Source organism: Trabulsiella odontotermitis (genome assembly GCF_030053895.1).
In the GTDB taxonomy this organism is placed as follows: Bacteria; Pseudomonadota; Gammaproteobacteria; order Enterobacterales; family Enterobacteriaceae; genus Trabulsiella; species Trabulsiella odontotermitis_C.
Genome location: NZ_CP125781.1, coordinates 3,727,765 through 3,749,308 on the forward strand (window position 1 = coordinate 3,727,765; position 21,544 = coordinate 3,749,308).

The 21,544-nt window shown below is 55.7% G+C and carries 20 protein-coding genes; 7 read left to right on the forward strand and 13 right to left on the reverse strand.

What is annotated here, in order from left to right; all coding sequences use genetic code 11:
* Positions 1–134 precede the first annotated feature (134 nt).
* The 4 genes from nadC to hofC all read left to right on the forward strand — a co-directional run bounded on the left by nadC (position 135) and on the right by hofC (position 4,246).
* Complete coding sequence (nadC, locus tag QMG90_RS17670; protein ID WP_283280933.1) at positions 135–1,028, forward strand: carboxylating nicotinate-nucleotide diphosphorylase; 894 nt, start codon at positions 135–137, stop codon at positions 1,026–1,028.
* 191 nt (positions 1,029–1,219) lie between these two features.
* Positions 1,220–1,657 (forward strand): prepilin peptidase-dependent pilin, encoded by a 438-nt coding sequence (gene ppdD / locus QMG90_RS17675; protein ID WP_283280934.1) that lies wholly within the window; start codon positions 1,220–1,222, stop codon positions 1,655–1,657.
* Positions 1,658–1,668: 11 nt separating this feature from the next.
* A complete protein-coding gene (gspE, locus tag QMG90_RS17680; RefSeq protein ID WP_283280936.1) occupies positions 1,669–3,054 on the forward strand; it encodes a type II secretion system protein GspE in 1,386 nt (461 codons plus the stop codon).
* Positions 3,044–4,246, forward strand: a complete 1,203-nt coding sequence (hofC, locus tag QMG90_RS17685) for a protein transport protein HofC (protein ID WP_283280937.1) — start codon at positions 3,044–3,046, stop codon at positions 4,244–4,246. Before gspE ends, hofC begins: the two co-directional genes overlap by 11 nt.
* Positions 4,247–4,281: 35 nt before the next feature.
* On the opposite strand, the gene QMG90_RS17690 is transcribed toward hofC, so the two are convergent.
* A complete protein-coding gene (locus tag QMG90_RS17690; RefSeq protein WP_283280939.1) occupies positions 4,282–5,325 on the reverse strand; it encodes a GMP reductase in 1,044 nt (347 codons plus the stop codon).
* A 228-nt stretch (positions 5,326–5,553) separates the two neighbouring features.
* On the opposite strand from QMG90_RS17690, the gene coaE reads away from it, so the two are divergent.
* From coaE to yacG, 3 genes are read left to right on the forward strand one after another with little or no spacing between them, the layout of a single operon-like run.
* Positions 5,554–6,174, forward strand: a complete 621-nt coding sequence (gene coaE / locus QMG90_RS17695; RefSeq protein WP_283280941.1) for a dephospho-CoA kinase — start codon at positions 5,554–5,556, stop codon at positions 6,172–6,174.
* Positions 6,174–6,917 (forward strand): cell division protein ZapD, encoded by a 744-nt coding sequence (gene zapD / locus QMG90_RS17700; protein WP_283280942.1) that lies wholly within the window; start codon positions 6,174–6,176, stop codon positions 6,915–6,917. Before coaE ends, zapD begins: the two co-directional genes overlap by 1 nt.
* Positions 6,918–6,926: 9 nt before the next feature.
* Complete coding sequence (gene yacG / locus QMG90_RS17705) at positions 6,927–7,121, forward strand: DNA gyrase inhibitor YacG (protein WP_283280944.1); 195 nt, start codon at positions 6,927–6,929, stop codon at positions 7,119–7,121.
* Here the strand turns inward: yacG and mutT are convergent.
* The 12 genes from mutT to murD form a co-directional block, all read right to left on the reverse strand.
* Entirely contained in the window at positions 7,118–7,510 is a 393-nt protein-coding gene (gene mutT, locus QMG90_RS17710; protein WP_283280945.1) for an 8-oxo-dGTP diphosphatase MutT, read from the reverse strand. The genes yacG and mutT overlap by 4 nt on opposite strands.
* Positions 7,511–7,568: 58 nt before the next feature.
* Positions 7,569–10,274, reverse strand: coding sequence for a preprotein translocase subunit SecA (gene secA, locus QMG90_RS17715; RefSeq protein WP_283280946.1), 2,706 nt, complete (start codon positions 10,272–10,274; stop codon positions 7,569–7,571).
* A 61-nt stretch (positions 10,275–10,335) separates the two neighbouring features.
* Complete coding sequence (gene secM / locus QMG90_RS17720; protein ID WP_283280948.1) at positions 10,336–10,842, reverse strand: secA translation cis-regulator SecM; 507 nt, start codon at positions 10,840–10,842, stop codon at positions 10,336–10,338.
* Between the two features lie 263 nt (positions 10,843–11,105).
* Positions 11,106–12,023 (reverse strand): UDP-3-O-acyl-N-acetylglucosamine deacetylase, encoded by a 918-nt coding sequence (lpxC, locus tag QMG90_RS17725; protein ID WP_038155623.1) that lies wholly within the window; start codon positions 12,021–12,023, stop codon positions 11,106–11,108.
* A gap of 100 nt (positions 12,024–12,123) precedes the next feature.
* Positions 12,124–13,275, reverse strand: coding sequence for a cell division protein FtsZ (gene ftsZ, locus QMG90_RS17730; RefSeq protein WP_038155625.1), 1,152 nt, complete (start codon positions 13,273–13,275; stop codon positions 12,124–12,126).
* Between the two features lie 108 nt (positions 13,276–13,383).
* Positions 13,384–14,640 (reverse strand): cell division protein FtsA, encoded by a 1,257-nt coding sequence (gene ftsA, locus QMG90_RS17735; RefSeq protein WP_049849838.1) that lies wholly within the window; start codon positions 14,638–14,640, stop codon positions 13,384–13,386.
* Entirely contained in the window at positions 14,637–15,470 is an 834-nt protein-coding gene (ftsQ, locus tag QMG90_RS17740; protein WP_283280950.1) for a cell division protein FtsQ, read from the reverse strand. Before ftsQ ends, ftsA begins: the two co-directional genes overlap by 4 nt.
* A 1-nt stretch (position 15,471) precedes the next feature.
* Positions 15,472–16,392 (reverse strand): D-alanine--D-alanine ligase, encoded by a 921-nt coding sequence (locus QMG90_RS17745; RefSeq protein ID WP_283280951.1) that lies wholly within the window; start codon positions 16,390–16,392, stop codon positions 15,472–15,474.
* Positions 16,385–17,860, reverse strand: coding sequence for a UDP-N-acetylmuramate--L-alanine ligase (murC, locus tag QMG90_RS17750; RefSeq protein WP_283280953.1), 1,476 nt, complete (start codon positions 17,858–17,860; stop codon positions 16,385–16,387). Before murC ends, QMG90_RS17745 begins: the two co-directional genes overlap by 8 nt.
* A 57-nt stretch (positions 17,861–17,917) precedes the next feature.
* Complete coding sequence (gene murG, locus QMG90_RS17755) at positions 17,918–18,985, reverse strand: undecaprenyldiphospho-muramoylpentapeptide beta-N-acetylglucosaminyltransferase (RefSeq protein WP_283280954.1); 1,068 nt, start codon at positions 18,983–18,985, stop codon at positions 17,918–17,920.
* A complete protein-coding gene (gene ftsW, locus QMG90_RS17760) occupies positions 18,982–20,226 on the reverse strand; it encodes a cell division protein FtsW (RefSeq protein ID WP_038155634.1) in 1,245 nt (414 codons plus the stop codon). Before ftsW ends, murG begins: the two co-directional genes overlap by 4 nt.
* Entirely contained in the window at positions 20,226–21,542 is a 1,317-nt protein-coding gene (murD, locus tag QMG90_RS17765; RefSeq protein ID WP_283280955.1) for a UDP-N-acetylmuramoyl-L-alanine--D-glutamate ligase, read from the reverse strand. The genes ftsW and murD overlap by 1 nt, the downstream gene beginning before the upstream one ends.
* Positions 21,543–21,544 lie beyond the last annotated feature (2 nt).

Below are 21,544 nucleotides of genomic sequence, written 5' to 3' on the forward strand. Positions count from 1 at the left end.
ATCTCCTCATTCATACACAACATCATTCAGGATGCGTCGGGGCGATGTGAAGGATGAAGTCTATATGGTACTGATACCCGGTTCAGAGTAGCATGTTTCAATCTTATGATTCGTTACCATTTTGGAGTTTTCTCATGCCGCCTCGCCGCTATAACCCTGAGCAACGACGTGACGCGCTGCTTGAACGCATCAATCGTGATATTCCCGCCGCTGTCGCCCTGGCCCTGCGTGAAGATTTAGGGGGAGAGGTGGATGCCAGTAACGATATTACCGCGCAATTATTACCGGAAAACACGCCCGCGCATGCGGTGGTAATCACCCGTGAAGAGGGTATTTTCTGCGGCAAACGCTGGGTGGAAGAGGTCTTTCTCCAGCTGGCGGGGGGTGACGTCTCAATCATCTGGCATGTGGCGGACGGCGATCATATCACCGTCAACCAGCCGCTGTTTGAGTTGCAAGGCCCGGCGCGCGTCCTGCTGACCGGCGAACGTACATCGCTCAATTTCGTCCAAACGCTCTCCGGCGTGGCCAGCGAGGTGCGCCGCTATGTCACCCTGCTGGAAGGCACTCATACTCAGTTGCTCGACACGCGAAAAACGCTGCCGGGACTGCGTACCGCGCTGAAATATGCCGTGCTGTGCGGCGGTGGCGCCAATCATCGTCTGGGGCTGTCCGATGCCTTCCTGATCAAAGAAAACCATATCATCGCTTCGGGATCTGTTCGTCAGGCTATTGAAAAAGCCTTCTGGTTACACCCGGATGTGCCGGTGGAAGTTGAAGTCGAAACGCTGGATGAACTGAACGATGCGCTGAAAGCGGGCGCGGATATCATCATGCTGGATAACTTCACCACTGAGCAGATGCGTGCCGCGGTGAAGCTGACCAACGGCCAGGCGCGCCTGGAAGTCTCCGGTAATGTGACCTTCGAAACGCTGCGAGAATTCGCTGAAACCGGCGTGGATTACATCTCCGTCGGCGCGCTGACCAAACACGTCCGCGCGCTTGATCTCTCCATGCGTTTTAAATAAGCCCTGCCATCGCGTCCTCTCTCCGCCCGGGGGAGGACGCTCGCGCCTTTCTTCGATCCCCCTCGTATTTTTTCGCAACAATCCTGCACATACGTAAAAACGGCGGGATCCGCTGTCCTGATTTTTCTTTTGCCCGTCGCACTGATGTTCTGTTGCTGACAGAGTGGCGACGACAAAAACAGGAGCAGCGTATGAACAGACAACACGGATTCACGTTAATTGAACTGATGGTGGTGATTGGCATTATTGCCATTCTCAGCGCCATCGGCATTCCGGCATACCAGAACTACCTGCGCAAGGCGGCGTTGACCGACATGCTGCAGGTGTTTATCCCCTACCGTACCGCCATCGAGCTTTGCGCGCTTGATCACGGCGGCATTTCCGCCTGCAACGGCAGCACAAACGGTATTCCCTCACCCGCCACCAGCCGCTATGTCTCTGCCATGAGCATTGCGCAGGGCGTCGTCACACTTAGCGGTCAGGAGAGCCTTAACGGCCTCACGGTGGTGATGACCCCGCTATGGGATAACGCCAACGGTATTACCGGCTGGCAACGCGTCTGCGAGGTACAGAACGACGGCGCGCTACAGCAGGCTTGTGAAGATGTTTTCCGGTTTGACGCGCAGTAAAAGGAGTTGCTATGAAACAGGAACAGCTGGACGCGCTGTGCAAACGTCACGATGCCGTGTTATTGAGCAGTAGCGAGCGAATGCTCAGCATCGCCGTGGTAGAAAACCCCTCGCCGGAACTGGTCGAAGCGCTGCGGTTCGCCACGCAAAAGCGAGTCGATATTGAATGCTGGAGCCAGGAACAAATGGATAAACATCTGCAAATGGCCTCGCAAACCCGACTCCCGGCGGTCACCGACGAGGGCGGAAATGCCGTTGAACTGATTAATCAGACGCTGGAACAGGCGCTGGTACAGCGGGCCTCTGATATTCACTTTGAACCAGACGACGACCATCTGCGCATTCGCCTGCGGGTTGACGGCGTACTGCATACGCTGCCGCGCGTTCCTGCCTCGCTAACGCCGACGCTCATCGCGCGCCTGAAAGTGCTGGGAAATCTGGACATTGCTGAGCGGCGTTTACCGCAGGACGGGCAATTTACCGTGACGCTGTCCGGTAAGGCGCTCTCTTTTCGCATCGCGACGCTACCCTGCCGCAGTGGCGAAAAAATCGTGCTCCGTTTGTTGCATCGTCAGGAGCAGGCGCTGGATCTTCAGGCCTCCGGCATGTCGCCTGCGCAGTTGTCGCTGTTCACCCAGGCGCTGGAGAACCCACAAGGGTTAATCCTGGTAACCGGCCCCACGGGGAGCGGTAAAACCGTGACGCTGTACAGCGCGCTGCAACAGCGCAACACCCCGGACGTGAATATCTGTAGCGTCGAAGATCCTGTGGAAATCCCCATCGCCGGGCTGAACCAGACGCAGATTAATCCGCGCGCGGGCCTGACGTTTCAGAGCGTGCTGCGCGCCCTGCTCCGTCAGGATCCGGACATCGTCATGGTAGGGGAAATCCGTGATGGCGAAACCGCAGAGATTGCCATCAACGCCGCGCAAACCGGGCATCTGGTACTGTCGACGCTGCATACTAACTCCACCAGCGAAACACTGATCCGCCTGCAGCAAATGGGCATCGCGCCGTGGATGATCTCATCAGCCCTGTTGCTGGTTGTGGCCCAACGTCTGGTCCGCAAGCTTTGCCCGCACTGCCGCGCGCCAGCACCCGATACTATCACGCTGCCCTCAGCGCTCTGGCCTCGTCCCCTTCCCCACTGGCGAGCGCCCGGCTGCGAACACTGCTACCACGGCTACTATGGCCGGATGGCGCTGTTCGAGCTGTTGCCCGCCAGCCCTGAAATGCGCCAGTTGATTGCTACCGGCGCAACGGCGTCTGACATCGAACAGCAGGCACGCTGCGCAGGAATGACCACGCTATGGGAAAGCGGCTGTCAGGCGGTTGAGCAAGGGTTAACCTCCATGGAGGAACTGCTACGGGTGCTGGGCATGTCGCATGCAGAATAACCTGCTCTGGCGGTGGCGTGGCCTCAATGCGGAAGGTGAAAGCGCCCATGGCACGCTATGGGCGGCGCACCGCACAGCAGTGTTGTTTCAGCTACAGGCGAGACAAATCACGCCACTGGACATCACGCGCTGTCGCGTGAACACGGCACACTGGAACGTACAGCGCAGCACGGAAATCGTCGCGCAACTGGCGACACTGTTGCAGGCGGGGCTTTCGTTGTCCGAAGGGCTGACATTGCTGGCAGAACAGCATTCCAGCGCGCAATGGCAGGCGCTGTTGTTCGCCCTGGCAGAGGAGTTACGCCAGGGCATCGCTTTCTCAGAGGCATTAAAACAGTGGCCAGCCGTATTCCCACCGCTGTTTGTGTCGATGATCCATACCGGTGAGCTAACCGGCAAACTGGATGTGTGCTGTCTGCATCTCGCCGCGCAACAGGAAGCGCAGCACCAGTTGGCAATGAAGGTTAAAAAAGCGCTGCGTTATCCGTTGATTGTGTTGTCAGTCGCCTTGCTGGTGGTGATGGCGATGCTGTGGTTTGTACTGCCTGAATTTGCCGCTATCTACCAGACGTTTAATACGCCGCTACCTACGCTGACACGCGGCGTCATGGCGGCGGCGAATCTGTTACATCAGGGGCTGCTGCCGCTGCTGGCTTGCCTGTCAATCGCCTTCTTTCTGGCGAAGCGATATCGCCACCATGCCCGCTGGCAGCGTTTACGCCAGAAGCTAGTGCTGCGTGTTCCGGTGGCGGGCGCTCTGGCGCGCGGGCAAAAACTCAGTCAGATTTTTACTGTGCTGTCGCTGACGCAAAACGCCGGTATCGCGTTTTTGCAGGGGCTGGAGAGCGTTGAGGAGACGCTGGAAAATGGCTGGTGGCGGGAAATCATTCAGGATGCACGGCTGGCGATTACGCACGGTAGCCCTATCTGGCAGGCGCTCGAAGAAACGGGCGTGTTTACGCCGCTGTGCCTGCAACTGGTCAGAACAGGTGAGGCCTCGGGTTCGCTGGATCGCATGCTCGAAAACCTTTCTCGCTATCATCGCGAAAAAACAGAACAGCTGGCGGATGATCTGGCAACCTTACTGGAGCCCGCCATGCTGTTAGTGACAGGGATCATTATCGGCACGCTGGTGGTCGCCATGTATTTGCCCGTCTTCCATCTGGGGGATGCGATCAGCGGAATGGGCTAGAGAAAGGCTGGCGCAGAACACGCCAGCCATCACGCTTACAGGCTGTTGAACACGCGGTTCTCTTGCTCCTGAACGCGGATAAAGGTGGTGCGTTTGGTCAGTTCTTTCAGGCGGGAAGCCCCAACGTAAGTACAGGCAGAACGCAGGCCGCCGAGAATATCACGCGCGGTGTTTTCAACCGGACCACGCAGTGGCAGCTTCACAGTTTTGCCTTCTGCGGCACGGTACCCTGCCACGCCGCCAACGTGACGCTTCATCGCGGACTCAGAACTCATGCCGTAGAACAGCATGAATTTCTCGCCATTTTCTTCAACGATGCTGCCGCCGCTCTCTTCATGACCCGCCAGCATGCCGCCGAGCATCACGAAGTCCGCACCGCCACCAAAGGCTTTCGCCACATCGCCTGGCATGGTGCAGCCGCCATCGCTGACGATCATGCCGCCCAGACCGTGCGCCGCATCAGCACATTCGATCACCGCAGAAAGTTGCGGATAACCCACGCCCGTTTTGACGCGTGTGGTACAGACCGAGCCCGGGCCGATGCCAACTTTGACGATGTCGGCGCCGGAAAGGATCAGTTCTTCACACATTTCACCGGTCACCACATTGCCCGCGCAAATGGTTTTTGTCGGCCACGCCTGACGCGCTTTCGACACAAACTGCACGAAATGCTCGGAATAACCATTGGCGACATCAATACAAATGAAGTTCAGCTGCGGGTTCTGATCGAGGATCTGCTGAGTCTTCTCGAAATCGGCATCGGAAGTCCCGGTGGAAACCATGACGTGTTTCAGCACCTTCTCTGAGGCTTCCTGAACAAACGCGTTCCACTCATCAACGCTATAGTGCTTATGCACTGCGGTCAGAATATCGAACTCCGCCAGCGCTGCGGCCATGGAAAAGGTGCCCACGGAATCCATGTTCGCCGCAATGATTGGCACGCCAGACCAGCGCTGACCAGAATGCTTAAAGGTAAATTCGCGTTCCAGCTCAACATCGGAACGGCTTTTGAGGGTAGAACGTTTCGGGCGGATGAGAACGTCTTTAAAACCCAATTTCAGATCTTCTTCAATACGCATGTGCGGATTCCTGGGGTTAGAGGCAAAAATGAACTAAGCACAACTCCAGTGACGTTATCATACGCAGTAATCAGGGCTTCGCAAGACTGCGATTTTCACTTTTTTTACGCTACAATCCTATAAATTTACCTGGCGAAAGGCGTTGTTAACACTCGCCATCTGAGGTGAAGGCAGTATTCTTTTTAACCAATTGATTTGTCTGGTTTATTAATCCAGTAAAAGGGCTTTATGAAGTATACGGTAGCGTTAACCGGCGGCATCGGCAGTGGCAAAAGTACGGTTGCAGAGGCATTCTCTCGCCTCGGGGTTAACGTTATTGATGCAGATATTATCGCCCGTCAGGTGGTTGAACCTGGAACGCCGGCGCTGAAAGCCATCGCCGAACACTTTGGTTCACACTTATTGACCGCCGAAGGTGCGCTTGACCGTCGTGCGTTGCGCGAGCGTGTATTTGCTCACCCGGACGATAAACGCTGGCTTAACGCACTGTTGCACCCACTGATTCAGCAGGAAACCCAGCGTCAGATTGAAAAAGCCACCTCGCCGTACGTGCTTTGGGTTGTTCCTCTTTTTGTTGAAAACCGGCTTTTTGATAAAGCTGACCGTGTTCTGGTGGTGGATGTCACGCCTGAGACACAGATTTTCCGCACCATGCAGCGCGATAATGTCACGCGCAAGCATGCGGAGCATATTCTTGCCGCTCAGGCCTCGCGTGAAGCGCGACTCGCCGCGGCCAACGATATTATTGATAACAATGGCGCACCAGATGCTATTGCATCGGATGTTGCCCGTCTGCATGCGCACTATTTGCAGTATGCGCGTCAGGCTGTTTTACAGGAAAAATCGTAATGCACACCCACGTCCTTTTTGAACATCCTCTCAACGAAAAGATGCGTACCTGGCTGCGTATAGAATTTTTAATTCAGCAACTGGAAAGCAAACTGCCCATTGACGATCATGCCAGCGCACTGCATTTTTTCCGCAATGCCGGTGATCTGCTGGACGTCTTTGAGCGTGGCGAAGTCCGCACGGAACTGCTGAAAGAGATGGAGCGACAGCAGCGAAAACTGCAGGCATGGGTGGAAGTGCCCGGTGTGGATCAAAGCCGCATTGAGGCGCTGCGCCAGCAGCTGAAAGCCAGCGGCGCGATTTTAATGTCCGCCCCCCGCATGGGGCAGATACTGCGTGAGGATCGGTTAATTGGCCTTGTGCGCCAGCGCCTGAGCATTCCTGGCGGCTGCTGCAGCTTCGATCTCCCGACGCTGCATATCTGGCTGCATACGTCGCAACAACTACGCGATACCCAGGTACAGCGCTGGATGGACAGCCTGCAACCACTGAACCAGGCGCTGACGCTGATCCTCGATCTCATCCGTAATTCCGCCCCATTCCGCAAGCAAACCAGCCTCAACGGTTTCTTTCAGGATAACGGCGACGATGCCGATCTTTTACGGCTGCAACTGGCGCTGGATGATCAGCTTTATCCGCAAATTTCCGGCCATAAGAGCCGTTTTGCGATTCGTTTTTTACCCCTGGACAGTGAAAATGGCCTCGTGCCTGAGCGTCTGGATTTTGAACTGGCCTGTTGCTAAGGAGCGAGCATGTCTGAAGAAACTATCGTGAATTGCCCGACCTGCGGCAAAGCTGTTATCTGGAATGAACAGAGCACATTCCGCCCCTTCTGTTCCAAACGTTGTCAGTTAATTGATTTAGGCGAGTGGGCTGCGGAAGAGAAAAGGATCCCCAGCAGCGGGGACCTGTCTGAAAGCGATGACTGGAGCGAGCAGCAGAACTAAGCCTGCGCGATCAATTTTGCAATAACCGGTTCGTTGGCAGGCGGAAACGCGTCTGCCTGCAACGCCTTCTGCGCCACCCAGCGACCCGGTTGTCCCTCTTTCCCCCAGGGTTCGCCCAGCCAGTTTTCCACCAGCCAGAACCACAGCGTGATGTGTCTGTCAGGAAACTGATACTCCAGCTTATCAAAGAGCACCGGCGTCGCGGCATCAATGCCGACTTCTTCAGTCAGTTCGCGCACCACCGCCTGTTCCGGCGTTTCACCCTCTTCGATTTTACCGCCGGGAAACTCCCATTTGTTAGCCATGTGGGCATCTGCGGCACGCTGAGTAATGAATATTTCGCCCCGCGGGTTGCGAATGATCCCCACGGCAATTTGCAGTTTTTTCATATCGTCTTTCCATAAAAAAGGCGCAGATTTCTGCGCCTTTGTGTTTTTATCAGAAACCTTAGCTCAGACGGCCATGGCACTGTTTGTATTTTTTACCGGAACCACACGGGCAAGGATCGTTACGACCCACTTTGCGATCGCCAGTCTGTGCGGCGATCGCCGCGGCGGCGGCGGTATCGTCGTTCTGATGGCTCAGCTGCTGCATCTGCGTCAGACGCTCCGCTTCTTCACGACGCTGTTGCTCCATCGCTTCGACTTCTTCCGGCATGCGCACCTGCACTTTACACAGGGTGCTGATCACTTCGTATTTCAGGGATTCCAGCATCGCTGCAAACATGGAGAAGGATTCACGCTTGTATTCCTGCTTCGGATCTTTCTGCGCGTAACCACGCAGATGAATGCCCTGACGCAGGTAATCCATCGCCGCCAGGTGCTCTTTCCACAGGGAGTCCAGCGTCTGCAGCATCACGCCTTTTTCAAAGTGACGCATCATCTCAGCGCCAACTACCTCTTCTTTGCGATGATAAACGTCGATGGCGCTTTGCAGAATACGCTCACGCAGCGTTTCTTCATGCAGCTCCGGCTCTTTGTCCAGCCAGTCGGAGATCGGCAGGTCAAGATCGAAGTCGTTTTTCAGGCGTTCCTGCAGGCCAGGAACATCCCACATTTCTTCCAGCGACTGCGGCGGAATATGCGCGTCGATGGTGGCTTTGAAGACGTCCTCGCGAATGCTGTTGATGGTTTCGCTAACATCAGTCACATCCAGCAGTTCGTTACGCTGGGTGTAAATCGCGCGACGCTGGTCGTTCGCCACATCGTCATATTCCAGCAGTTGTTTACGAATGTCGAAGTTGCGGCTTTCCACTTTACGCTGTGCGTTGGCGATGGCCTTCGTTACCCAAGGATGCTCGATAGCTTCGCCCGGTTTCATCCCCAGTTTACGCATCATGCCGGAAACACGGTCAGAGGCGAAAATACGCATCAGCGCATCTTCCATGGAGAGGTAGAAGCGAGAAGAACCCGCATCACCCTGACGACCGGAACGGCCGCGCAACTGGTTGTCGATACGACGGGATTCATGACGTTCAGTACCGATAATATGCAGACCACCGGCCTGCAGTACCGCCTCATGGCGAACCTGCCAGGCCGCTTTAACCTGTTCAATCTGCTCCGGCGTCGGATCTTCCAGCGAAGCCAGTTCAGCCTGCAAACTACCGCCCAGCACGATATCAGTACCACGCCCCGCCATATTAGTGGCGATGGTGACAGTTGACGGGAAGCCCGCCTGCGCCACAATCTCCGCCTCGCTGGCGTGGAATTTGGCGTTCAGAACGTTGTGCTTGATGCCGGCTTTATCGAGTTCGCGTGATACCAGTTCCGATTTTTCAATCGAGATGGTACCCACCAGAACCGGCTGACCGTTGGCGGTACGCTCTTTGATATCCTCAATAATTGCCTGAATTTTTTCCGCTTCGGTCATATAGACCAGATCCGCCATATCTTTACGGATCATCGGGCGGTTGGTCGGCACGACGACGGTATCCAGTTTATAAATGGAGCTGAATTCAAACGCTTCAGTGTCCGCAGTACCAGTCATCCCCGCCAGTTTTTCGTACAGACGGAAGTAGTTCTGGAACGTGATAGACGCCAGCGTCTGGTTTTCGTTCTGGATCTCTACGCCTTCTTTGGCTTCTACTGCCTGATGTAAACCATCGGACCAGCGACGGCCCTGCATGGTACGGCCGGTATGTTCGTCAACAATGATGACTTCGCCGTCTTTGACGATGTAATCCACGTCGCGGGTAAACAGTGCATGGGCGCGCAATGCGGCGGTAACATGGTGCATCAGCATGATGTTGCCCGGCGAGTACAGAGATTCGCCTTCATCCATAATGCCTTCGTTGACCAGCAGCTCTTCGATCAGCACCAGACCACGTTCGGTCAGGTTAACCTGACGCGCTTTTTCATCGACCGAGAAGTGGCCATCACCCTGGAAGGTGTCAGAGTCTTCTTTTTCCTGACGAACCAGGTGCGGAATAATTTTGTTCACTTTGCGGTACAGCTCAGAGCTGTCTTCCGCCGGGCCAGAGATGATTAGCGGCGTACGCGCTTCATCAATGAGAATGGAGTCCACCTCATCCACCAGCGCATAGTGAAGTTTACGCTGTACGCGCTCTTCCGGGCTGAACGCCATGTTATCACGCAGGTAGTCGAACCCGTATTCATTGTTGGTACCGTAGGTGATGTCTGCCGCGTAAGCTTCGCGTTTCGCCGGTGCCGGCATGCCCGGCAGATTGATGCCAACGGTCATCCCGAGGAACTCAAACAGCGGACGGTTGTTTTCGGCGTCACGTTGCGCCAGATAGTCGTTGACGGTCACCACGTGAACGCCTTTGCCGGACAGCGCGTTGAGGTACGCAGGCAGCGTCGCGGTCAGGGTTTTACCTTCACCGGTACGCATTTCCGCGATGCAACGATCGTTCAGCACCATGCCGCCCAACAACTGCACGTCGAAGTGACGCATGCCAAACACACGCTTACTGGCTTCACGCACTACCGCAAAGGCTTCAGGGATCAGGCTTTCAACGCTTTCGCCTTTCTCCAGGCGAGCACGGAACTCAGCCGTTTTGCCCTTCAGTTCGTCGTCGGAAAGTTTTTCGAATTCCGGCTCCATCGCGTTGATCTGGATGACCGCTTTGCGCATACGGCGCAGAGTACGATCGTTACGACTGCCGAAAACTTTAGTTAATAATTTGATTAGCATAATAAAATCTCAAACGCCCCGCGCAGCGGAGCCAAAAAATGTCGTTAAGGTATCCGTTTTTTTAGCTAAGGCGTTGAGGTCCGGCGCGGATGCCCTGCACCTGGCTTATCCAGGTGGCAACGTAGAATGCGGAAGGGAGAGTGCGGGTATTACGGGCGACCTGCTTAACGATGACCGGTGGTTTGCGCTCTTGTGTCAGCATCGCACTGAGCGTGTCGAGCAACGCCAGATGTTGCGCCTGCTGAAGCGGAGACGCCTCTTCTGCGCTAGGTAATACCTGCGGCACCATCGCAAAAGAGAGATGACGGATCACCGTCCGGATAGCATGCTGGTGCCAGTAGTCGACGGTAAACGTCGGGCGACGATTCGCTTCCAGTAACGCAAGTTGAGTGAAATTGACCGTTGCCGGGGCATTATGGTTGCTGGCGGAGGTGTTTGCGGGTGCAGTGGTTTCTGCAGTAGCACTGAGCGCAGGCAGGCCGAAACTCGCCGCGACCATCCCCAGAAGGAGATGCGGCCAGAAATATCGTTTACCCAACTGTCGCCAGCGCGTCAGTATTCCGCTCACTTACGTTGTCACCTTTGATTTAAACCAACACCCTGAAAATTTTTGCGCATAAATCTTACCATTATTAGACGAGTACAGCAGCAGGAATGAAAGATAACGCCCTGTTAAAATGGTTAATAAACCAGCGAACGCATCAAATCAGAGGGTTAGAGAAGTGAGTTTTCGCCAAAGCGACTAAACAGGAATTGCAGAAATAAAAAACGACTGGTTTCCTGACCGGAGAGAGTGCCAGGTTGCCAGTCGAATTTTTAGTATGGTCAGGCTTACGCCAGAACCATTGAAGGTGCTTTGAATGCCAGCGGCAGTTCAGCTTCGTCTTCGTAGGTCACATATTCCCAGGCTTCCTGTTTTGCCAGGACGGCCTGCAGAAGTTTGTTGTTCAGTGCGTGACCTGATTTATACGCCGTGAATGCACCGATGATATTGTGACCGCACATAAACAGGTCGCCAATCGCATCAAGCATTTTGTGACGGACAAATTCATCTTCGAAGCGAAGACCGTCTTCGTTCAGTACGCGATAATCGTCAACAACGATGGCACAATCGAAGCTACCGCCCAGGGCTAGGCCGCGGGACTGCAGATATTCGATATCACGCATGAAACCGAAGGTACGTGCACGGCTGATCTGGCGCATGAACGCATCCGCAGAGAAATTCATGGCATAACGCTGGTTGCTGGCATCAATCGCTGGATGGTTAAAATCGATGGTAAAGTCCAGCGAAAAACCATTGAACGGTTTGAATTCAGCCCATTTGTCGCCATCTTCAACGCGAACGGTTTCTTTAATACGCACAAATTTCTTGGCGCAGTTCAGTTCATCGATGCCGGCATCCAGCAGCAGATAAACGAACGGTGCGGCACTGCCGTCCATGATCGGGATTTCCGGTGCATCAACTTCAACGATGATGTTGTCGATACCCAGACCCGCCAGCGCGGCATTAAGGTGCTCTACCGTAGAAATCCGTACGTCATGCTCATTAACCAGGCAAGTACAGAGCATGGTATCACGCACAGATTTGGCATCAGCCGGAAAATCTACCGGTGGATTCAAGTCGGTGCGACGATAGATGACCCCGGTATTTGCCGGCGCAGGGCGTAACGTCAGTGTGACTTTCTTGCCGGTATGCAAACCGACGCCAGTCGCCTGAACGATACGTTTAAGTGTCCTTTGTTTGATCATCGTATAATCTCGCCAAATTAACTATCCAACCGAAGTGTACACCACATTCGGCAGGGCAGTTTAGCACAAAGAGCGCAGATTCCCAAATTCCAGCCGATTCTTAGTCAGCTTGCTTGCGCAGGAATGCCGGGATATCCAGATAATCCGGTTCTTTCGTGGTTTGCGGCGTATTGTCGTTCACCACTTTTGCGGCCGGTTTCTGCTCTTGCGTCAACGGTGACATACCGTGCTGCTGGTAGCGATCCATCACCGGCTGCTGCGACTGCTTGTTAGTCACCAGCGTAATTTCCGGACGCTTGTCCATACCGATACCGGTAGCAACCACAGTCACACGCAGTTCGTCGTTCATGTCCGGATCCAGAGAAGTACCGATAACCACGGTCGCGTTATCCGAGGCAAACGCACGGATAGTGTTACCCACGGTTTCGAACTCATCCAGACGCAGGTCGAAGCCCGCCGTGATGTTGACCAGAACGCCACGCGCGCCAGACAGATCGATATCTTCCAGCAGCGGAGAAGAAATAGCCATTTCAGCCGCTTCTTCCGCACGGTCTTCACCGCTCGCCACGCCGGAGCCCATCATCGCGTAGCCCATTTCGGACATCACGGTGCGCACGTCTGCGAAGTCGACGTTCATCAGACCCGGACGGGTAATCAGCTCGGCGATACCCTGCACCGCACCTTTCAGCACGTCGTTCGCCGCACCAAACGCGTCAAGCAGGGAGATACCGCGACCCAGCACTTTCAGCAGTTTGTCGTTCGGAATGGTGATCAGCGAATCCACGTGCTTGGACAGCTCGGTGATACCCTGCTCCGCGAATGCCATGCGCTTTTTGCCTTCAAAATTGAACGGCTTCGTCACCACGGCAACGGTCAGAATACCCAAATCTTTCGCCACTTCGGCGACCACCGGTGCAGCACCCGTACCGGTACCACCGCCCATACCCGCAGCGATGAACACCATATCGGCACCTTCCAGTGCCGTACGCAGTGCTTCACGGTCTTCTTCAGCCGCATTGCGACCGACTTCCGGGTTAGCCCCGGCACCCAGACCTTTGGTGATGCCACCACCGATCTGAATCGTCTGGCCTACCGCGGTTTTACGCAGTGCCTGCGCGTCGGTGTTGACTGCAAAGAATTCAACACCTTCGATGCGCTCGCGCACCATGTGTTCGACAGCGTTACCGCCGCCGCCACCGACGCCGATGACTTTAATCACCGCGTCGTTGGTCAGTTCCATAGGTTCAAACATAGTTTCTCTCCGTCTTATACACTGCCTCTTTCAGGCAACCTGAAAGACTGGTGTATTGTGCCTGTTGTCGCCTGAGACCGCTAATTTTCTGCGCTCTCTTTAAAAAAATCAGAACTCTTTGCGCAGCCACGAGTTCAGTCGTTTGATCCACGACCCCACCGTGACGCGTTTTTCCACTTCCGCTTCACCACTGAGATGAGACTCCTTCCCGTAGTGCAGCAGGCCCACCGCCGTTGAGTAATACGGCTCCTGAGCGTAATCCGTTAAGCCGGTGATGTTCAGCGGCGCGCCGATACGCACCTGGGTGTGAAACACCCGCTGAGCACAGGCGGCAAGACCTTCAATTTGCGCCGCGCCACCGGTAAGGACAATCCCCGCCGCCAGGTGATGTTTTACCCCTTGCTGGCGAAGTTGTTCCTGTAACTGCAAAATCTCTTCGTTCACCAGGTTCAACAACTCGGTATAACGCGGTTCGATAACCTCTGCCAGCGTCTGACGCTGCAGGCTACGCGGCGGTCGTCCGCCCACGCTCGGCACTTCGACGCTTTCGTCTTTACCGACAATCGACCCCAGCGCGCAACCATGGCGCACTTTAATGGCTTCAGCGTCGCTCGGCGGCGTACCAAACGCATACGCGATATCGCTGGTCACCACGTTCCCTGCGTAGGGAATCACTTTAGTGTGACGCAGCGCGCCGCCAGTATATACGGCGATGTCCATAGTACCACCGCCGATATCAACCACGCAGACCCCTAACTCGCGCTCATCTTCCGTCAGGACGGAATAGCTTGAGGCAAGACCTGCAAAAATAAGTTGGTCAACTTTCAGGCCACAACGTTCCACAGCTTTGACAATGTTTTTCGCCATATCGTTGTGACATGTGATCAGGTGCACTTTTGCCTGCATGCGTACGCCTGATAACCCCACCGGGTTTTTAATCCCTTCCTGATAGTCGATCGCGTATTCCTGCGGGATCACATGGAGCACACGGTGCTCATCACGGACACGCACGGATTTCGCGGTGTGGACGACATTTTCAACGTCTTCCTGTGTCACTTCCTCTTCGGAAATCGGTACCATCCCGATTTCATTCTGACAGCTTATGTGCTTACCCGAAAGCGCCAGATAGACGGAGGAAATCTGACAATCCGCCATCAGTTCAGCCTGGTCAATGGCGCGCTGTACGCACTTCACCACGGATTCCAGGTCATTCACCCCGCCTTTATCCATACCGCGGGAAGGACAACTGCCCACCCCAATGATATTAACCATACCGTCGGGCAGAACTTCCCCTACTAAAGCGGCAACTTTCGCAGTGCCAATCTCCAGTCCAACTACCAGTTTTCTGTCCGTCGCCTTGATCATTGTTGTTCTGCCTGTGCCTGTGCCTGATTCTGTGGTTGATTCGTGTCCTCAACGGGAGCAGGTTCCCAACCCACCGCCGCGCCTGAGTCATAGCGCAAATCAACGTAGCTTATCCGTTTTCCATCGGTCTGCGCCTGCTGTTGTAATACCGGATAAAGTTCCACAAAGCGCTGAAGACGTTTCATCGTGTCGCCTCGTCCCAGGTTAAGCCGAATATCGTTACTCAGCGTCAACTGCCAGGAACGGCGCGCGGTCATCGCCGCCATCTTGAGGACGAACTTCTCCTTCGCCAGCACTTGTCCCATATCCCGGTATCCCTGAAGCACTTCGCTTTCGCTGCCCTCAGGGCCATACAACATCGGCAAATTTTGTTTACTGGTACGATCTGCCGGTACGCTGAAAGAGTTCCCTTCCGCGTCAACCATATGTTGATCATTCCAACGTGCAATTGGCACATATTCAACCAGATGAATCTTCAATTCGTCCGGCCACTGCTTTCTGACGCTTGCCTGCTTGATCCACGGCAGGCGTTCAATCTGGCTCTGAATGATATTCACGTCCTGAGTCATAAAGGTGCCGGGTGACCCCAGCGCCAGAATCGACTGGCGAATATCATCATTACGCGTGTAGTGACGATCGCCTGTTACCACCAGCTTCGACAACGGTAACCGTTGCGCATCGTCCATCCAGCCCAGCACCATCCAGCCGCTCACTAACACGGTACACAACACCGTCAACAGGAAAATAATCCCCGCAAGACGCGTTCCATTATTGCGTCGTGAAGAGGGCTCCTCTTCCCGGTTCCGCGTATTCAGCGCAGCCTGCGACATATCAACCCGCCAGGTCCAGTATCCGTACAACTAACTGCGAGAAGCTCATTCCTGCCTGACGTGCAGCCATCGGCACAAGACTATGGCTGGTCATTCCTGGCGAGGTGTTGGCTTCCAGCAGGTAAAACTGGCCGTCACTGTCCAGCATGACGTCAATTCGCCCCCAACCGCGACAGCCAAGAACATCCCAGGCTTTCGCGACCAGTGACTGCATTTCCGTCTCCTGAGCCGGATCTTCTACGCCAGGGCAGAAATATTTTGTCTCATCAGAGAGATACTTCGCCTCATAATCATAGAAGGTTCCTGCTGGCTGGATGCGAATTGACGGTAAAATTTCATCGCCAAGCACAGCGACGGTAAATTCCGGCCCACTTAGCCATTTTTCGATCAAAACTTCGTCATCATGCTGAAAAGCCAGTGCTAACGCGTCATGAAGTTTGTCACTTTCATTGACCTTCGACATGCCGACGCTGGAGCCTTCACGGCTCGGCTTTACAATCAGCGGCAGACCAAGCGCGGCAATTTGTTGCCCAACGTCAGCCCGTAATCCATTAGCAAATTCGGCGCGCGTCAGCGCCACCCACGGCGGCACCGGTAAACCCGCACCCTGCCACAGCAGTTTACTGCGCAGCTTATCCATTGAGATGGCGGAGGCCATCACGCCGCTACCGGTATAAGGCACGCCAATAAGTTCCAGCAAGCCCTGTAATGTTCCATCTTCACCACCGCGCCCGTGCAGCGCAATAAACGCTTTCTGGAAACCTCTATTTTTCAACTGGGTAATGTCTGTTTCGCTCGGATCAACCGGGTGCGCATCCACGCCCGCCTCCCGAAGTCCGGCAAGCACAGCGGCGCCGGAGTTGAGTGAAACCTCACGTTCCGCCGAGGTACCGCCCAGCAGGACAGCAATCTTATCAGTCATGATGCGGCTCCTCCTGAGTTTGCGGTTGCAGTTTGATTTCAGCTAAGTTACGCGCGATTTTGCCGACATTTCCCGCACCCTGCACCAGAATCAGGTCGTTGCCCGTCAGCACAGGTGCTAACATTTCGGCGACCTGCGCCGGGTCAGACACCAGAATCGGGTCAACTTTACCGCGACCACGGATCGTACGGCACAGCGAACGGCTGTCTGCTCCCGGGATGGGCGCTTCCCCCGCCGGGTAAACATCGAGCATCAGCAATGCATCAACCTGCGTCAGCACGTTGGCAAAGTCGTCGTACAGATCACGCGTACGCGTGAAACGGTGCGGCTGAAACAGCATCACCAGGTTTTTATCCGGCCAGCCTGCGCGGGCAGCTTTGATCGTCGCATCCACTTCCGTCGGGTGATGACCGTAATCATCCACCAGCATCGCGCTACCACTCTTACCGTTCACTTCCGCGAGCGGGAATTCGCCGAGGAAATCGAAGCGACGACCGGTGCCCTGGAAACTGGCCAGTGCGCGTAAAATCGCGTCATCGTCGATCCCCTCTTCGGTCGCTACCGCAACCGCCGCCGCTGCGTTCAGCGCGTTATGGCGCCCTGGCGCGTTCAGCATGACGCGCAGATTGTCTTTCTCGTGACGCACCAGGGTGAAATGCACCTGCGCGCCAGTCTGCTGATAGTCTTCCACACGCACGTCAGCGTCTTCGCTGAAACCGTAAGTGGTGACCTGACGGCCAACGCGCGGCTGCAATTCACGGATCACCGGGTCGTCGACACACATCACCGCACGACCGTAAAACGGCAAGTTGTGCAGGAAGTTGATAAACGTCTGCTTCAGGTTTTCGAAGTCGCCCTGGTAGGTATCCATGTGATCGGTTTCGATGTTGGTCACAATGGCGACCATCGGTTGCAGATGCAGGAATGACGCATCGCTCTCATCTGCTTCCGCAATCAGATAACGGCTGCTACCCAGACGCGCATGCACGCCTGCCGCTTTCACCAGCCCGCCGTTGACAAATGTCGGATCGAGTCCGGCTTCGGCGTAAATACTGGCCACCATCGCGGTGGTGGTGGTTTTGCCGTGGGTACCGGCAATTGCGATACCGTGACGAAAACGCATCAGTTCCGCCAGCATCTCAGCGCGACGGATAACAGGAATACGGGCTTCGTGTGCAGCCACAATCTCCGGGTTATCGGCAGCAATCGCCGTAGAAACCACCACCACGCTCGCATCACGCACGTTTTCCGGGCGATGGTTGAAATAAATCGTGGCGCCTAACGCCGCCAACTGTTGCGTAACCGGGTTCGGTGCCAGATCGGAACCGCTGATCTGATAACCTTCATTGGCCAGCACTTCGGCAATACCCCCCATGCCAGCACCGCCGATGCCAACAAAGTGGATATGCCGGACGCGACGCATCTCGGGCACAATGGAACGCAGTTTCGCCAGTTGTTGTGTATTCATTCTTTAAACGCCATCAACTACTCAAAAATTCGTGCAGCGCAACACGCGCTGCGAGGGTTAAGCCTGAGCTGCCAGGCTCACTTCTTTCGCCACCCGCTCGGTGGCATCCGGGATCGCCGCCGCGCGCGCGCGTTCGGCCATCGCCAGTAATGTTTCTCTGTCCCAGCCTGCGAGGGTGGTCGCGACCGCATCCACCGTAAACTGCGGCTGTTCGAAAATCTTCGCGGCACCCGCTTTTTCCAGCGGCAGCGCATTCCAGTACTGCTGCCGGTCTTTGTGCTGGAAAGGCACAAACAGCGCCGGGAGCCCCGCAGCCGCGATTTCGCTCACCGTCAGCGCGCCGGAACGACAAACCACGACGTCCGCCCAGGCATACGCCGCTGCCATATCGTCGATAAACTCAGTGACTTTATGCTGCGGTTGCCCGGCATCGACATAAGCCTGCTCAACGGTCTGCTGCGCGCCTTTGCCGCTCTGATGCCAGACGGTAATGCTGTCGCCGAGTTTCGCCGCCACTTGCGGCATCGTCTGGTTAAGTACGCGCGCCCCCTGAGAGCCGCCGACCACCAGCACACGAATCGGGCCATCACGGCCCGGCAGACGCTGCTCAGGTAACGGTAGCGCCAGCACATCAACACGCACCGGATTGCCGACGACATCGGCATTAGGGAATGCGCCAGGAAACGCCTGCATCACTTTTTTCGCGATTTTCGCCAGCCATTTGTTCGTCAGACCAGCAATGCCGTTTTGTTCGTGCAGGACAACCGGAATGCCCAGCGACCACGCCGCCAGACCGCCCGGGCCAGAGACATAACCGCCCATGCCCAGGACTACGTCGGGCTTAAAGCGTTTCATGATCGCCCGCGCCTGTCGCCAGGCATTGAAAATGCGGACCGGAGCCAGTAGCTGCGCTTTAATGCCTTTACCGCGCAGGCCCGAAATGCGGATAAAATCGATCTCGATACCGTGTTTAGGCACTAAATCCGCTTCCATACGATCAGCGGTTCCCAGCCAGCGCACCTGCCAGCCTTGATCCATTAAATGGTGCGCGACCGCCAGCCCCGGGAACACATGCCCGCCGGTACCGCCCGCCATCACCATCAACCGCTTTGCCTGACCGCTCATCGAACACCCCGCGTAAACGCCTGAGCTTTTTCCAGACGCGTTTCATAATCAATGCGCAGCAAGAACATGATTGCTGTCGACATAATCAACAAACTCGAACCACCGTAACTGATCAGTGGCAGCGTCAGACCTTTGGTCGGCAACATCCCCGCTGCCGCACCGACGTTCACTAACGCCTGAAAACTGAACCAGATACCGATAGAACAGGCGAGGAAACCCGCAAAACGTTGGTTAATCTCCAGTGCTTTTCGCCCAATGGACATGGCACGAAAAGCGACGAAGAATACCATTAAAAGTGCAAGTACCACACCGATATAACCTAATTCCTCACCGATAATGGCGAAGATGAAGTCGGTATGCGCTTCCGGCAGATACTCCAGTTTCTGTACGGAGTTTCCCAGTCCCTGCCCCCACATTTCGCCGCGGCCAAACGCCATCAGCGACTGTGTGAGCTGATAGCCGCTGCCGAACGGATCTTCCCACGGGTTCCAGAAAGAGGTCACGCGGCGGATACGATACGGCTCAGCGAGGATCAGCAGTACCACTGCCGACAGCCCCATACCGATAATAGCGATGAACTGCCACAGCTTGGCGCCCGCCAGGAACAACATCGCCAGTGTGGTGACAAACAGCACCACCACGGTACCGAGGTCCGGCTGCGCCAGCAGCAGGATCGCCAGCACAAAAATCACCCCCATCGGTTTTAAGAAGCCGCGAAGGTTGTTACGCACCTCGTCAGCCTTACGCACCAGATAGTTGGCGATATAGCAAAACAGCGACAGCTTGGTAAATTCCGCTGGCTGAATACGCAGCGGGCCAATCGCTATCCAACGTGAAGCCCCGTTAACCGAACTACCGACAACCAGTACAATAAGCAGCATCACGATAGAAAGAATGAGCATCGTCGTGCTGTGACGCTGCCAGAACTCCATCGGCAGGCGCAGGGTAATCAGCCCCAGGCACAGCGCCAGGATCAGGTACAGACCATCACGTTTGGCAAACAGGAAAGGATCGTTCGCCAGACGCTGCCCCACTGGCATGGATGCCGAGGTCACCATAATAAAGCCGATAGCCCCGAGCCCCAGCGTCAGCCACAACAGCGTGCGGTCGTACATGACCAGGCTGTCGGTGTCTTTCTCCCGCGAGCCCATCACCCAGCCTTTTAACGCGTTGAACACCCAGACCAGAATTCCTGATCCAGGCAGTCGCGGCATTCTCAGGCGAGGGAGAGATAAGCGCATCAGCCTAACTCCTTCGCCAGGCGCGTAAACTCATCGCCGCGCTGCTCAAAATTTTTAAACTGATCGAGACTGGCGCAAGCCGGAGACAGGAGTACCATGTCACCCGCGTTGACCTGCGGTGCAATCAGACGCATCGCCTCTTCCATTGTTTCGGTCTGCGTCGCCACCTCAGGACGCAGCGCCGCCAGCTCGCCGCCATCACGGCCAAAGCAGTACAGGCGAACATTATCGCCGCTGAGGTACTGTTTCAGCGCACTGAAATCGGCAGATTTACCATCGCCGCCCAACAGCAGATACAGCGTACCGTCAACGTGCAGGCCATTCAGCGCCGCTTCGGTGCTGCCGACGTTGGTCGCTTTGGAGTCGTTAATCCAGCGTACGCCGTTATGCTCCAGCGCCAGCTGGAAACGGTGCGGCAGGCCAGTAAACGTCGTCAGCGCTTTCAGACTGCTGGCGCGCGGTAACCCGACGGCATCAGCCAGCGCCAGCGCCGCCAGCGCGTTGCTGTAGTTATGCTGCCCGGAGAGTTTCATCTCTTTCACATTCAGCACTTTCTCACCTTTCACCCGCAGCCAGGTTTCGCCCTGCTGGCGGTTCAGGTGATAGTCGCCCATGTTGACGCCAAAGCTGACGCAACGCTCATCAGCGCCGCGCACCGGCATGGTCAGCGCGTCATCCGCGTTCACCACACACGCTTTGGCATTTTCATAGACGCGCAGTTTGGCCGCGCGATACTGCTGCAGACCAAACGGATAGCGATCCATATGATCTTCTGTGACGTTCAGAATAGTGGCTGCCGCCGCCTGCAAACTGGTGGTGGTTTCCAGCTGGAAGCTGGAGAGTTCAAGCACGTACAGCTCGCGGGTGGCGTCCAGCAGCATCAGGGCCGGCAGACCAATGTTGCCGCCGACGCCGACATTCACACCTGCCGCTTTCGCCATTTCACCAACCAGCGTCGTGACGGTGCTTTTACCGTTCGAGCCGGTGATCGCGACAATCGGCGCCTGCGCCTCGCGGCAGAACAGTTCGATATCGCCGACGATCTCCACACCAGCTTCCGCCGCTGCGCTCAGGGATGGATGCGCCAGCGCGATCCCGGGACTTGCCACGATCAGATCAGCGTCCATCAGCCAGCGGTCATTCAGGCTGCCAGTGTGGTGTTCAATCTCTTCCGGCAGTTTATCGAGACCAGGCGGCGTCATACGGGTGTCCATGACGCGCGGCGTGACGCCACGCGCGAGGAAAAAATCGACGCAGGAAAGTCCGGTCAATCCGAGACCGATAATGACGACTTTTTTGCCCTGGTAATCTGCCATGA

Coding starts and splice junctions, on each gene's coding strand:
- secA (WP_283280946.1), bottom strand. CDS start 10,274: ATGCTAATCAAATTATTAACTAAAGTTTTCGGCAGTCGTAACGATCGT.
- QMG90_RS17745 (WP_283280951.1), bottom strand. CDS start 16,392: ATGACTGATAAGATTGCTGTCCTGCTGGGCGGTACCTCGGCGGAACGT.
- murG (WP_283280954.1), bottom strand. CDS start 18,985: ATGAGCGGTCAGGCAAAGCGGTTGATGGTGATGGCGGGCGGTACCGGC.
- murD (WP_283280955.1), bottom strand. CDS start 21,542: ATGGCAGATTACCAGGGCAAAAAAGTCGTCATTATCGGTCTCGGATTG.
- nadC (WP_283280933.1), top strand. CDS start 135: ATGCCGCCTCGCCGCTATAACCCTGAGCAACGACGTGACGCGCTGCTT.
- ftsA (WP_049849838.1), bottom strand. CDS start 14,640: ATGATCAAGGCGACGGACAGAAAACTGGTAGTTGGACTGGAGATTGGC.
- yacG (WP_283280944.1), top strand. CDS start 6,927: ATGTCTGAAGAAACTATCGTGAATTGCCCGACCTGCGGCAAAGCTGTT.
- zapD (WP_283280942.1), top strand. CDS start 6,174: ATGCACACCCACGTCCTTTTTGAACATCCTCTCAACGAAAAGATGCGT.
- QMG90_RS17690 (WP_283280939.1), bottom strand. CDS start 5,325: ATGCGTATTGAAGAAGATCTGAAATTGGGTTTTAAAGACGTTCTCATC.
- ppdD (WP_283280934.1), top strand. CDS start 1,220: ATGAACAGACAACACGGATTCACGTTAATTGAACTGATGGTGGTGATT.
- coaE (WP_283280941.1), top strand. CDS start 5,554: ATGAAGTATACGGTAGCGTTAACCGGCGGCATCGGCAGTGGCAAAAGT.
- gspE (WP_283280936.1), top strand. CDS start 1,669: ATGAAACAGGAACAGCTGGACGCGCTGTGCAAACGTCACGATGCCGTG.
- ftsZ (WP_038155625.1), bottom strand. CDS start 13,275: ATGTTTGAACCTATGGAACTGACCAACGACGCGGTGATTAAAGTCATC.
- ftsW (WP_038155634.1), bottom strand. CDS start 20,226: ATGCGCTTATCTCTCCCTCGCCTGAGAATGCCGCGACTGCCTGGATCA.
- ftsQ (WP_283280950.1), bottom strand. CDS start 15,470: ATGTCGCAGGCTGCGCTGAATACGCGGAACCGGGAAGAGGAGCCCTCT.
- murC (WP_283280953.1), bottom strand. CDS start 17,860: ATGAATACACAACAACTGGCGAAACTGCGTTCCATTGTGCCCGAGATG.
- mutT (WP_283280945.1), bottom strand. CDS start 7,510: ATGAAAAAACTGCAAATTGCCGTGGGGATCATTCGCAACCCGCGGGGC.
- lpxC (WP_038155623.1), bottom strand. CDS start 12,023: ATGATCAAACAAAGGACACTTAAACGTATCGTTCAGGCGACTGGCGTC.
- hofC (WP_283280937.1), top strand. CDS start 3,044: ATGCAGAATAACCTGCTCTGGCGGTGGCGTGGCCTCAATGCGGAAGGT.